Origin of the sequence: Citrobacter sp. Cf072, assembly GCF_030334485.1 — a bacterium.
GTDB lineage: Bacteria > Pseudomonadota > Gammaproteobacteria > Enterobacterales > Enterobacteriaceae > Citrobacter > Citrobacter freundii.
The window spans coordinates 606,342-618,695 of record NZ_JAOWDX010000047.1 but is presented as its reverse complement, the minus strand read 5'-3'; the positions used below and the strand labels follow the sequence as shown (position 1 = coordinate 618,695).

At 51.6% G+C, this 12,354-nt stretch carries 14 protein-coding genes; 7 read left to right on the top strand and 7 right to left on the bottom strand.

Annotated features, from left to right (window positions below; genetic code table 11):
* Positions 1-44: 44 nt before the first annotated feature.
* Complete coding sequence (fadR, locus tag OGX66_RS21730; protein WP_003020931.1) at positions 45-764, bottom strand: fatty acid metabolism transcriptional regulator FadR; 720 nt, start codon at positions 762-764, stop codon at positions 45-47.
* Between the two features lie 236 nt (positions 765-1,000).
* Between fadR and nhaB the strand changes: the two genes are divergently transcribed.
* The 3 genes from nhaB to OGX66_RS21715 all read left to right on the top strand — a co-directional run bounded on the left by nhaB (position 1,001) and on the right by OGX66_RS21715 (position 3,669).
* Positions 1,001-2,545 (top strand): Na(+)/H(+) antiporter NhaB, encoded by a 1,545-nt coding sequence (nhaB, locus tag OGX66_RS21725; RefSeq protein WP_003020934.1) that lies wholly within the window; start codon positions 1,001-1,003, stop codon positions 2,543-2,545.
* Between the two features lie 141 nt (positions 2,546-2,686).
* Positions 2,687-3,217, top strand: coding sequence for a disulfide bond formation protein DsbB (gene dsbB / locus OGX66_RS21720; RefSeq protein ID WP_057101928.1), 531 nt, complete (start codon positions 2,687-2,689; stop codon positions 3,215-3,217).
* Positions 3,218-3,327: 110 nt separating this feature from the next.
* The gene (locus tag OGX66_RS21715) at positions 3,328-3,669 is read left to right on the top strand and encodes a TehB family protein (protein WP_003020940.1); all 342 of its coding nucleotides are present in this window, start codon (positions 3,328-3,330) and stop codon (positions 3,667-3,669) included.
* Between the two features lie 29 nt (positions 3,670-3,698).
* On the opposite strand, the gene ycgN is transcribed toward OGX66_RS21715, so the two are convergent.
* From ycgN to OGX66_RS21700, 3 genes are all read right to left on the bottom strand, one after another.
* Positions 3,699-4,145, bottom strand: a complete 447-nt coding sequence (gene ycgN, locus OGX66_RS21710; protein ID WP_003020944.1) for a cysteine cluster protein YcgN — start codon at positions 4,143-4,145, stop codon at positions 3,699-3,701.
* 92 nt (positions 4,146-4,237) lie between these two features.
* Positions 4,238-4,897, bottom strand: coding sequence for a fumarylacetoacetate hydrolase family protein (locus tag OGX66_RS21705; RefSeq protein ID WP_003020947.1), 660 nt, complete (start codon positions 4,895-4,897; stop codon positions 4,238-4,240).
* 69 nt (positions 4,898-4,966) lie between these two features.
* A complete protein-coding gene (locus tag OGX66_RS21700) occupies positions 4,967-5,260 on the bottom strand; it encodes a YcgL domain-containing protein (RefSeq protein WP_003020949.1) in 294 nt (97 codons plus the stop codon).
* Between the two features lie 126 nt (positions 5,261-5,386).
* On the opposite strand from OGX66_RS21700, the gene minC reads away from it, so the two are divergent.
* The 3 genes from minC to minE are packed head-to-tail and all read left to right on the top strand — an operon-like array spanning position 5,387 to position 7,200.
* The gene (minC, locus tag OGX66_RS21695) at positions 5,387-6,094 is read left to right on the top strand and encodes a septum site-determining protein MinC (protein ID WP_003844062.1); all 708 of its coding nucleotides are present in this window, start codon (positions 5,387-5,389) and stop codon (positions 6,092-6,094) included.
* A 23-nt stretch (positions 6,095-6,117) separates the two neighbouring features.
* Positions 6,118-6,930 (top strand): septum site-determining protein MinD, encoded by an 813-nt coding sequence (minD, locus tag OGX66_RS21690; protein ID WP_003020956.1) that lies wholly within the window; start codon positions 6,118-6,120, stop codon positions 6,928-6,930.
* A gap of 3 nt (positions 6,931-6,933) precedes the next feature.
* Positions 6,934-7,200: a cell division topological specificity factor MinE gene (gene minE, locus OGX66_RS21685; RefSeq protein ID WP_001185666.1), complete on the top strand. Its 267-nt coding sequence runs from the start codon at positions 6,934-6,936 to the stop codon at positions 7,198-7,200.
* 86 nt (positions 7,201-7,286) lie between these two features.
* Here minE and OGX66_RS21680 read toward each other — a convergent pair whose 3' ends face one another.
* Positions 7,287-8,204, bottom strand: a complete 918-nt coding sequence (locus OGX66_RS21680; RefSeq protein WP_057101930.1) for a LysR family transcriptional regulator — start codon at positions 8,202-8,204, stop codon at positions 7,287-7,289.
* Between the two features lie 103 nt (positions 8,205-8,307).
* Between OGX66_RS21680 and OGX66_RS21675 the strand changes: the two genes are divergently transcribed.
* Positions 8,308-9,393: a tartrate dehydrogenase gene (locus tag OGX66_RS21675; RefSeq protein ID WP_088902191.1), complete on the top strand. Its 1,086-nt coding sequence runs from the start codon at positions 8,308-8,310 to the stop codon at positions 9,391-9,393.
* A 49-nt stretch (positions 9,394-9,442) separates the two neighbouring features.
* Here OGX66_RS21675 and rnd read toward each other — a convergent pair whose 3' ends face one another.
* Positions 9,443-10,558 carry a ribonuclease D gene (rnd, locus tag OGX66_RS21670; RefSeq protein WP_136345690.1) on the bottom strand — a complete coding sequence of 372 codons (1,116 nt, stop codon included), beginning with the start codon at positions 10,556-10,558 and terminating at the stop codon, positions 9,443-9,445.
* An 84-nt stretch (positions 10,559-10,642) separates the two neighbouring features.
* Positions 10,643-12,328, bottom strand: coding sequence for a long-chain-fatty-acid--CoA ligase FadD (gene fadD, locus OGX66_RS21665; protein ID WP_003020970.1), 1,686 nt, complete (start codon positions 12,326-12,328; stop codon positions 10,643-10,645).
* Between the last annotated feature and the right edge of the window lie 26 nt (positions 12,329-12,354).

Sequence of the window (12,354 nt, the reverse complement as noted above, 5' to 3'; positions counted from 1 at the left end):
AGGCCGGATAAGACGCTTTGGCGTCGCCATCCGGCTTTGAGCGATTAACGGCCCTGAATCGCCAAATCGCCCGGCAGATTTTTCTGCATACGATGCCAAATCTCGCCACTGTCGTGACCGTAGCGGCGCACCGTTTCATACACCTGCTCATGAGCACCCTGCTCGCAGAGTTCTGACAGCTTGTGGTAGAAGCTCAGCGCCAGCGCGCGCGCTTCCGGGTTGGCAAAATAATGGCGACCAATGCGGGTATATAATCCTTTCATACCGTTAAGGATCAAACCGTAAATCGGATTGCCGGAGGCAAATGCCAGACCGCGAAAAATGTTATAGTCCAGATCGGCAAATGCGTCAGCGTGGTCAGCCACCTGATTTGCCGTCGCCAGAACCTCCTGTGCTTTATCAGGATGCTGGCGAAACGCAGTACGAACAAAGATCGTCGAAATATTGGTACGCACAGACAGCAGATTATCAATCAGCTGCGGGACACTCTCGTGATCGAGGCGCGCCAGCGTTTCAAGAATATTCAGCCCGGAGGTTTCCCAGAAGTTATTTACCTTCGTCGGTTTGCCGTGTTGAATGGTCAACCAGCCATCTCGCGCCAGACGCTGCAATACTTCGCGTAGCGTGGTACGTGTCACCCCAATAAGTTCGGAGAGTTCACGTTCAGCGGGCAAAATAGTGCCAGGTGGGAAGCGGTTATTCCAGATACTTTCAATGATGTACTCTTCCGCGAACCCAGCCGGGCTTTGCGCCTTAATGACCATAGTAAAAATTCCATTACACAGCAAAACATAGTTACACACATCATACCAGATGGGTATCTTAGCTGATAGCTGACGCAATGAAGAAAAAGTGGATCAAGGCTTCATTTTCCAAATAACGCTACAATACAGCCAACCTTGCCAGTCTTGTGAATAGCTTGCCTGTACTCCCTCCTCCCGCTAAGCTTTGCGGTCAAACATAAAAATATGATTTCATTTTTAAAGGTAGGGAAATCACCATGGAGCTATCATGGGGCCGCGCGATGTGGCGCAATTTTTTAGGTCAATCACCAGACTGGTACAAACTTGCACTGCTTGTCTTCTTAGTCGTTAACCCGATTATTTTTTTCATCAACCCTTTTATCGCCGGCTGGTTGCTGGTGGCCGAGTTCATTTTCACGCTGGCGATGGCGTTAAAATGCTACCCACTGCTGCCTGGCGGGCTGTTGGCTATCGAAGCTGTCATTATTGGTATGACCAGCGCCACACATGTTCGTGAAGAGGTTGCCGCAAACCTTGAGGTGTTATTGCTGCTGATGTTTATGGTGGCAGGCATCTACTTTATGAAGCAGTTGCTACTGTTTATTTTCACGCGTCTGCTACTCACTATTCGCTCCAAAACGCTGCTGTCGCTGGCATTTTGTGTTGCGGCCGCTTTCCTCTCGGCGTTCCTTGATGCGCTGACCGTCGTGGCCGTGGTAATCAGCGTTGCGGTCGGTTTTTATGGCATCTACCATCGCGTTGCCTCTTCCCGCGCGGAAGACAACAACATGCTCGATGACAGCCATATCGATCAGCACAATAAGGTCGTTCTTGAGCAGTTCCGTGGTTTTCTGCGTAGCCTGATGATGCACGCGGGTGTCGGTACGGCGTTAGGCGGCGTGATGACCATGGTGGGCGAGCCACAAAACCTGATTATCGCCAAAGCGGCTGGCTGGCATTTTGGCGACTTCTTCCTACGCATGTCGCCGGTTACCGTCCCAGTACTGATTTGCGGCCTGTTAACCTGTGTACTGGTCGAGAAATTGCGCTGGTTTGGCTATGGCGAAACGCTGCCGGAGACCGTCCGTGATGTCCTGCAACAGTTTGACGATCAGAGCCGCCAGCAACGTACCCGCCAGGACAAAATCAAACTGATTGTCCAGGCTATTATTGGCGTCTGGCTGGTAGTTGCGTTGGCCCTGCATCTGGCAGAAGTCGGATTGATCGGTTTGTCGGTCATCATTCTGGCAACCTCCTTGACGGGAGTCACCGACGAACATGCGATAGGTAAAGCCTTTACCGAGTCGCTGCCCTTCACCGCCCTGCTGACCGTGTTCTTCTCTGTTGTTGCGGTGATTATCGATCAACAGCTCTTTTCGCCGATCATTCAGTTTGTATTGCAATCCTCCGAACATGCCCAACTGACGCTGTTCTACCTCTTCAATGGCCTGCTGTCTTCTATTTCTGATAACGTATTTGTCGGCACCATTTACATTAACGAGGCCAAAGCCGCGCTGGAACAGGGGACCATCAGCCTCAATCAGTATGAGCTGTTAGCGGTGGCGATCAATACCGGGACCAACCTGCCTTCGGTGGCAACTCCGAACGGCCAGGCTGCATTCCTGTTCCTGCTGACCTCTGCACTGGCGCCGTTAATTCGCCTCTCGTATGGTCGCATGGTGTGGATGGCTCTGCCTTATACTCTCGTCCTGACGCTCGTCGGTCTGCTTTGCGTCGAGTTCACGCTTGTCCCGGTGACCGAGTGGATGACCCAAACGGGCTGGTTAGCTACACTTTCATAACAATTAACCGGGCAAATCACTGCCCGGTTTGACTTTTTGCATGATAATTATCCGATTACGCAAATTTTCAATTCCCGCTAGTGGCGCATAAAGTGAATTGGTTTAAACTGCGGTCTCTACGCATGTTGCAGGGAAATGATTATGTTGCGATTTTTAAACCAGTGCTCCCGAGGTCGTGGGGCATGGTTATTGTTGGCGTTAACCGCCTTTGCGCTGGAGCTCGTTGCGCTGTGGTTCCAGCACGTCATGCTGCTAAAACCTTGCGTGTTGTGTATTTACGAACGTAGCGCATTATTTGGCGTGATGGGTGCAGGGCTGGTGGGTGCTATTGCACCAAAAACACCGCTGCGCTATGTGGCGATGATAATCTGGATTTACAGTGCCTGGCGCGGACTTCAGTTAGCATATGAGCACACCATGATTCAGCTGCACCCGTCCCCGTTTATGACCTGTGATTTTGCCGCACGCTTCCCAAGCTGGCTGCCACTGGACAAATGGCTGCCGCAGGTGTTTTTAGCGTCCGGTGACTGTGCTGAGCGCCAGTGGTCTTTTTTAACCCTGGAAATGCCGCAGTGGCTGTTGGGGATCTTCGCCGCCTACCTGGTAGTCGGCGTGCTGGTGGTGATAGCACAGCCGTTCAAACCGAAAAAACGTGACCTCTTCGGTCGCTAACAGAGACGCTCCTTCGGGAGCGTTTTTTTTGGCTTAAATTCATTGCCTGCTGGCATCTATAAGATGTATATTAAATACATCTTATAGATGCCACACCAAGGAGATGTCTTATGTCCCATTTACGCATCCCGGCAAACTGGAAAGTTAAACGCTCTACTCCCTTCTTTACCAAAGACAATGTCCCCGCAGCACTTCTTTCTCACCATAACACTGCAGCAGGCGTTTTTGGCCAGCTTTGTGTGATGGAAGGTACGGTAACGTATTACGGTTTTGCCAATGAAGACGCAAAAGAGCCTGAAGTAAAAGTGGTGATTAATGCCGGTCAGTTCGCGACCAGCCCGCCGCAGTACTGGCATCGCGTTGAATTAAGCGACGACGCCCAATTCAACATCAACTTCTGGGTTGAAGATGACAACCATGGAGATGAGATGTATCAGGCGAAAAAGTCTTAAGCCCTTACACCTGCTAATCGATGGGCGGCTTAGTCCGCCCATGAAGGTTTGTTCAAAATATGGTCCTGCCAGTCACGCACTTCCGATTCTTTCACCGCAATATGACGTACTGAAATACGCTCGCCGTGCATTGCCGCTTTGGACCCCGTCAGCAGTGGATGCCACTCCGGCAGCCCTTTACCTTCCGCTAACAGACGATAAGCACAGGTCATCGGCAGCCATTCAAAGGTAGGCAGATTATCGCGCGTCAGTTTGATACAGTCAGGCTCGTACTCGAATCGGCGTTCGTAATTACGGCATTGACAGGTTTTGATATTGAGCTGCTTACACGCGACGTTGGTAAAATAAATTTCGTCGGTGTCTTCATCCATCAGCTTATGCAGGCAGCATTGACCACACCCGTCACATAATGACTCCCACTCGGCATCGGTCATTTCATCCAGGGTTTTACTTTGCCAGAAAGGTATGTCGCTCATCAGGGTATCCGCTATTACAATAAAGCTGCACCTTATAACCAGTCTGGCACGCTGATGCAAGTTTTGCCGCCCGAAAAGGCGGCAAGAAGAGATTACAGCACGCGTGTCGTCAGCGTTTGACCATGAAAACTGATGGCCAGCTCATCACCGCTGTTTAACGGCCCAACACCTGCTGGCGTCCCCGTCAACACAACATCGCCCGCTTTGAGGGTAAAGAAACGGCTCATATAGGCAATCAAAGGAACGATTTGATGGATCATATCCGCCGTGGAGCCGTGCTGGCGTGTTTCACCGTTGACCGTTAACCCCAGCATCGTATCCTGCGGATCGCCGTTAAACTCGGCCACCGGAATAAAACCCGACAGCGGACAAGAGTTATCAAAACCCTTCGCTTTTTCCCACGGCTGCCCCGCTTTCTTCATTTTGCCCTGAATATCACGCAAGGTCAGATCCAACGCGACGCCATAGCCCGCGATGGCTTTGCGCACATGTTCTTCCGTCGCCTGACGTAGGGTCGCGCCAATCAGTACCGCCAGCTCAACTTCATGATGAACTGAACCCATATCAGATGGGATCACCAGCGGCTGGCGCAAATCGCACAGCGCAGTTTCCGGTTTGATAAACAACACCGGCTCTTCCGGAGGGGTTCCACCCATCTCTTTAATATGGTTGGCATAGTTACTCCCTACGCAAACCACCTTACTCACCGGATAATCCAGCAGAGCACCATGCCAGTTATGATGTTGATACATTATTTTCCCCTAACGTAGTTATCGATTTCAGGTACTGCATCGATGGGGCGTGCTGCTGCCGGATGCAGTTTAACGTTTAGCGTCTGGTGTATTTTGTTTCGCCGCAGCCAGATGCTGTTTAAGTAAATCTTCTGGCGGTGGTGGTATTTGTAAATAATAGCCCTGCTCGGTGAGTGCCTGTTTTACTTTTTCCAGATCGGCATTAACGAGCTTTTTACGGCCATCAAGCGGCAACATCATTGCCAGCGTCGGCTGACCAAATCCTTTCATCAGTTCTTCAGGAACTCGCGAGAAATCGTCTTTTTTTTCGACATATAAATAGGTCTGGTCACGTTTACTGCTTCGGTAGATCACACAAAACATATCTTTTACTCTGAATTCACGGAATGGTGGCTTGCCTCAATATAATACTGACTATAACATGCCTTATAGTCTTCGGAATATCACCCCGCGCTGGGGATGATAAATAGCAAATTGAGTAAGGCCAGGATGTCAAACACGCCAATCGAGCTTAAAGGCAGTAGCTTCACCTTATCAGTGGTTCACTTACATGAAGCAGAACCCGAGGTTATTCGTCAGGCGTTGGAAGACAAAATCGCGCAGGCACCTGCTTTTTTAAAACATGCTCCCGTCGTGGTTAACGTGAGTGGTCTTGAAAGCCCGGTAAACTGGTCAGCGTTGCAGAAAGTTGTCGCGTCTACTGGATTGCGAATTATCGGCGTTAGCGGATGCAAAGACGCCAGACTCAAGGCTGAAATCGACGAAATGGGTCTTCCTTTACTGACTGAAGGTAAAGAAAAAGCTATTCGTCCTGCGCCTGTTGAGGCCCCGGCTCACGTCGCTCCGCCGCAAAACGTTACTCCCATCACAAAAACACGATTAATAAATGTGCCGGTTCGTTCCGGTCAGCGCATTTATGCACCACAATGTGATCTGATTGTTACAAGCCACGTCAGTGCAGGCGCAGAGCTTATCGCTGATGGCAATATTCATGTTTATGGAATGATGAGAGGCCGTGCGTTGGCAGGCGCTAGCGGTGATCGGGAAGCGCAAATTTTTTGTACCCATCTGACGGCAGAACTGGTGTCTATCGCAGGTGTTTATTGGCTGAGTGATAAAATCCCAGCAGAATTTTATGGCAAAGCGGCACGTCTGCAATTAGCAGAGAACGCTTTGACAGTTCAACCGTTGAATTGATCCCTTTTTAACAAGGAATTTCTATGGCACGCATTATTGTTGTTACTTCGGGTAAAGGGGGCGTTGGCAAAACCACCTCCAGCGCGGCCATCGCTACAGGTTTGGCCCAGAAGGGAAAGAAAACTGTCGTTATTGATTTTGATATCGGCCTGCGTAACCTTGATCTGATTATGGGTTGTGAACGCCGCGTCGTTTATGACTTCGTCAACGTTATTCAGGGCGATGCGTCGTTAAATCAGGCGTTAATCAAAGATAAGCGTACCGAAAATCTCTTTATTCTTCCGGCCTCACAGACTCGCGATAAAGACGCGCTGACGCGTGAAGGCGTCGCGAAAGTTCTGGACGACCTGAAAACGATGGAATTCGACTTCATTGTCTGCGACTCTCCGGCGGGTATTGAAACCGGTGCGCTGATGGCCCTGTATTTTGCCGATGAAGCGATAATCACCACTAACCCGGAAGTTTCCTCTGTACGTGACTCTGACCGTATTCTGGGTATTCTGGCGTCGAAATCTCGTCGTGCGGAAAACGGTGAAGATCCGATTAAAGAGCATTTGTTGCTGACGCGCTACAACCCTGGCCGCGTAAATAAAGGTGACATGCTGAGCATGGAAGACGTACTGGAAATTCTGCGAATCAAGCTGGTTGGCGTGATTCCTGAAGATCAGTCAGTCCTGCGCGCGTCTAACCAGGGTGAGCCGGTTATTCTCGACATCAATGCTGATGCCGGTAAAGCCTATGCTGATACCGTAGACCGTCTGTTGGGAGAAGAACGTCCTTTCCGCTTCATTGAAGAAGAGAAGAAAGGTTTCCTCAAACGCCTGTTCGGAGGATAAGTTATGGCATTACTGGATTTTTTTCTCTCGCGGAAAAAGAGCACAGCGAACATCGCTAAAGAGCGACTGCAGATTATTGTTGCGGAACGCCGTCGTAGTGACGCCGAGCCACATTATTTACCGCAGTTGAGGAAAGATATTCTCGAGGTTATCTGCAAGTATGTACAAATTGATCCTGAAATGGTGACCGTACAGCTTGAGCAAAAAGACGGCGATATTTCTATCCTCGAACTTAACGTGACATTACCTGAAGCCGAAGAATCTAAATAACGGCTTTGCTCAGAGAGTCATCGTTACAAAAAAGGCAGATTATTCTGCCTTTTTTATTTTCTGTTTCTTGCCAACCTGTTGCACTTTTATTCCAAAGTAAACTTTGGATAGTTTTCGGTAAAATAGCGGCGCAAATACTCGACCGTAATACGGATTTTTGCCGACGTCGCCAGCCGGGAAACATACACCGCCCAAATATTTGCTGGTTGATAATACTCGGGCAATATGTGTATCAAGTTTCCGCTGGCAATGTTGTCGCAAACGTCCCACCATGACCGCAGGGCTATTCCCTGCCCATCAAGGCACCACTGATGTACCACTTCGCCATGATTAGACGACAGAGGCCCCGTAACTTTAATCGAATGCGCGCCCTCTTTATTGCGCATTTGCCAGATACCAAACGGATGGTCGCGCTCTTTGATGACCAGACAAGGAAGAGTGGCAAGATCGTTGAGTTGCTTCGGCGTCCCATGCTGCGTCAAAAATTCCGGCGAGGCGCACAAAATACGGTAGTTAGTCGCGAGCTTGCGGGCAATCAGGTTCGGCGCGATATCATCCCCGATACGAATATCAAGATCGATGCCCTCATTCACCATATCCACCAGACGATCTTCAACATCGAACCTCAGTTCTAACTGCGGGTACTCTTTTGCCAGCGCAGACAGCGCCGGAGCCACCACCCGGCGGCCAAAACCAAAGCTACTAATTATACGCAGCATCCCCCGCGGAACCTGCCTGGCATCAGAAAGCTCGTCCATCATTTGATCTACATCCTGTAGGATCCGCAGCGCCCATTCGTAGATCCGCTCCCCCTCTTCCGTGATTGTTACGCGCCGCGTTGTTCGATGCAGCAGCACTACATTCAGCGTTTGCTCCAGCAGGGCAACGCGCTTACTGATAAAAGCCGGTGATACGCCCAGTTCCTCGGCAACGGTGGCAAATCCTGCACGACGGGCAACCAGCATAAAGACGCGTAAATCATTTAGCAGCGGCAGATTATTCATGATCTGTGTTTTATGTTTCACCAGTTAGGGGGATTAACTATTAATCAGTCAATTATAGGATAAGGAGAAAGTCAATTTTGATGGCGCACAAGTGAGAGCTGCTATGAAGAAAACCTGGCGTATCGCCGCTATCCCCGGAGATGGCATTGGTAAAGAAGTCCTGCCTGAGGGCATTCATGTGTTGCAGGCAGCCGCCGAGCGTTGGGGGTTGTCGCTCAGCTTTGAGCAAATGGAATGGGCCAGCTGCGAATACTACGCCCATCACGGCAAGATGATGCCCGATGACTGGCATGAGCAGTTGCAATCCTTCGATGCTATCTATTTTGGCGCGGTTGGCTGGCCGGACACCGTGCCTGACCACATCTCATTATGGGGTTCGCTGCTTAAGTTTCGCCGCGAATTCGACCAGTACGTCAACCTGCGACCGGTGCGCCTGTTTCCGGGAGTTCCTTGCCCACTGGTTGGCAAGCAGCCTGGCGACATTGATTTCTACGTCGTACGCGAAAACACCGAGGGAGAATACTCTGCCCTCGGCGGACGCGTGAGCGAAGGTACTGAACACGAGATGGTGATCCAGGAGTCGGTCTTCACCCGCCGTGGCGTCGACCGAATTTTGCGTTTTGCCTTTGAACTGGCACAAAGTCGACCACGCAAAACGTTGACTTCGGCGACCAAATCCAATGGGCTGGCCATCAGCATGCCCTACTGGGATGAACGCGTCGAAGCGATGGCGTCACACTATCCTGAGATCCGCTGGGATAAACAGCATATTGATATTCTGTGCGCCCGCTTTGTCATGCAGCCTGAGCGATTTGACGTCGTGGTTGCTTCCAACCTGTTTGGTGACATCCTCTCCGATCTCGGTCCAGCCTGTACCGGAACGATTGGCATTGCGCCTTCTGCCAACTTAAATCCGGAACGCACCTTCCCGTCCCTGTTCGAGCCGGTACACGGTTCGGCCCCGGATATCTACGGTCAGAATATCGCCAACCCTATAGCGACTATCTGGGCTGGAGCCATGATGCTCGACTTCCTTGGCAACGGTGATGCCAACTATAAAGCCGCCCACGACGGTATTCTGGCGGCAATTGAGCAGGTCATTGCCAGCGGCCCGAAAACGCCAGATATGAAAGGCTTCGCCACCACCCAACAGGTAGGTGAAGCCATTCGTCAGGCACTGTGTCGCTAACGCGAATCCGATTAAAAACGGGAGCCCAGCTCCCGTTTTTTTAGGTTTTCTACTGTGGGTATCCTTGCAGCAGCGCGTTGAGTCGTTCTGCCATCAACTCGCCCCGCCAACCGGAAATCAGCTCCGGTAGAGTCTGCTGTGACTTTAATTTCCAGTGCCAGTTGAGTAGCTGGTTGATTTGACGGCGTGAAGCCAGCAGCTCGACGCTAAGATTATGTTCCGCACTCACTTCAGCAACCAGCGTCTTAATGGCTTTGAACGCCTTGCGATAGCCTGGCATATCCATCAAATTCAGCAGCGGCTGCGGCAGCGACTCTTCCGGTAAGGCCTGTGCCTTTTCTACCAGGGAGATCAGCGTCTTGCCGTGGAAGCGAATTTCGCTCCCGGAAAGTCCCAGACTATCCAGCTCGCCCAGACTGCCCGGCATATAACGAGCGACCGACCACAGATGTTCTTCACGCACCACAAAGTTCACCGCCAGATCGCGCTCACGTGCTTTACGCAGTCGCCAGTCGGCAAGCAGTTGCAGGCAGGCCAACTGACGGGTACGCAGCTGCCAGGCGTTGGTGATGTCGCGCCATGCGTCTTCAGGCGCCAGAACCTCCTGGCGACGCTGCTGCATTAAGCGACATTCGTCCAGTGCGGCTGGCAGCCAGCCGCTGGCTTCAGTTTCGACCATCAGTTTTGTGGTGATCGGTAATAGATACCAGACATCAGCCGCCGCGTACTCACACTGACGCTCGGTCAGCGGTCTGGCCAGCCAGTCAGTACGCGACTCGCTTTTGTCGAGCGCCACGCCCGTAAACTCTTCCACCATCGCGGCAAAACCCCACGACAGCGGACGACCGCAAAAAGCAGCCAGAATTTGTGTATCAATCAACGGCTGCGGCAGTTCGCCAAAAGTGTTGAGAAATACTTCCAGATCTTCGCTACCTGCATGTAGGAATTTGGTGATGGCAGTATCACGCAGAATATCACGCAGCGGCGACCAGTCGGTGATCCCCTGCGGATCAATCAGAGCAACGTGTTTGCCATCAAACAGCTGGATCAGCCCCAACTGCGGATAATAGGTACGCGTGCGAACAAATTCTGTATCCAGGGCTATCGCCGGAAATTCACGGACGGCTTCGCACAGCGTGGCCAACGCGTCGTCCGTGGTGATCATTTGATAATTCAAATCGTGCTCTCTTAGGTTTGCGCCAAAAAAAACGCCGGATTACCCGGCGTTTTCTGCTGGCTGACTTAACGCTCAGCCTTTATTGTCCACTTTGGCGCGCGCTTCGTCACGTAATTCTCGTCGCAAAATTTTACCGACGTTAGATTTCGGCAACTCATCGCGAAACTCCACCAGCTTCGGTACTTTATAGCCCGTCAGGTGACGACGACAGAAAGTGACCAGCGCTTCATCGGTTAACGAGGCGTCTTTCTTCACCACGAAAATTTTCACCGCTTCACCGCTGCTGCCGGACGGAACACCAACCGCAGCCACTTCCTGCACGCCAGGATGTTGCATAACCACGTCTTCAATTTCGTTCGGATAGACGTTAAAGCCGGACACGAGGATCATGTCCTTCTTACGATCGACAATACGCAGGAAACCTTCATCATCCATCACTGCAATATCGCCGGTGTGCAGCCAGCCGTCTTTGACGATTTCGTCAGTGGCGTCTGGTCGCTGCCAGTAGCCCAGCATCACCTGCGGGCCTTTCACGCAGAGCTCCCCCGGTTCTCCCGGCGGCACTTCGTTGTCGTCGTCGTCCACCAGCTTGACCTCGGTGGAAGGCACCGGTAACCCGATACTGCCGCTGTGGTAGTCGATATCGTGAGGGTTGACGCTTACCAACGGCGCGCACTCCGTCAGGCCGTAGCCTTCCAGCAGATACTGACCTGTCAGCTTCACCCAACGTTCAGCTACCGCCTGTTGAACCGGCATTCCGCCGCCTGCCGAGAGGTGGAGTGAAGAGAAATCCAGTTGCTGGAACTCTTTGTTATTCAGCAGCGCGTTAAACAACGTATTGACACCGGTCATCGCGGTAAATGGATACTTCGCCAGCTCTTTTACCAGCCCCGGAATATCACGCGGGTTAGTAATCAGCAGGTTTTGACCACCTAGCTCAATAAACAGCAGGCAGTTCATCGTTAGCGCAAAAATGTGATACAGCGGTAGGGCCGTTACCACCAGTTCTTTACCCGGATGCAGCAACGGGCCATAGGTGGCATTAACCTGCTCCAGGTTAGCCAGCATGTTGCGGTGTGTAAGCATCGCGCCTTTCGCCACGCCGGTTGTCCCGCCAGTATATTGCAGGAACGCCAAATCTTCCGACACGACTTCGGGCTTCACATACTGCATGCGATAACCGTTTTGCAGCGCACTGCGAAACGAGATGGCATCCGGCAGGTGATATTTCGGCACCAGACGCTTGATATACTTGACGACGAAGTTAACCAGCGTCCCTTTGGCGGTGGACAGCTGATCGCCCATACGCGTCAGGATCACGTGTTGCACAGACGTTTTGTCGACTACTTTTTCCAGCGTGTGGGCAAAGTTAGATACGATGACAATTGCCGACGCGCCGCTATCGTTGAGCTGATGTTCCAGCTCGCGAGGCGTGTACAGCGGGTTCACGTTCACGACAATCATGCCGGCACGTAAAATCCCAAACAGTGCGACCGGATATTGCAGCAAATTCGGCATCATCAGCGCGACGCGATCGCCCTTTTTCAGCCCGAGCCCCTGTTGCAAATAAGCGGCAAACGCACGGCTACGCTCTTCAAGCTTGCGGAAGGTCATCACCTCCCCCATGTTTACAAACGCGGGCTGATCGGCATACCGTCTTACTGAGTGTTCAAAGAGTTCCACCAGGGATTGATAACGGTCAGGATTGATCTCCGCAGGAACACCAGCGGGATAACGGTTAAGCCAAACCTTTTTCAATACATCACCTCTAAAATGCGTATTCG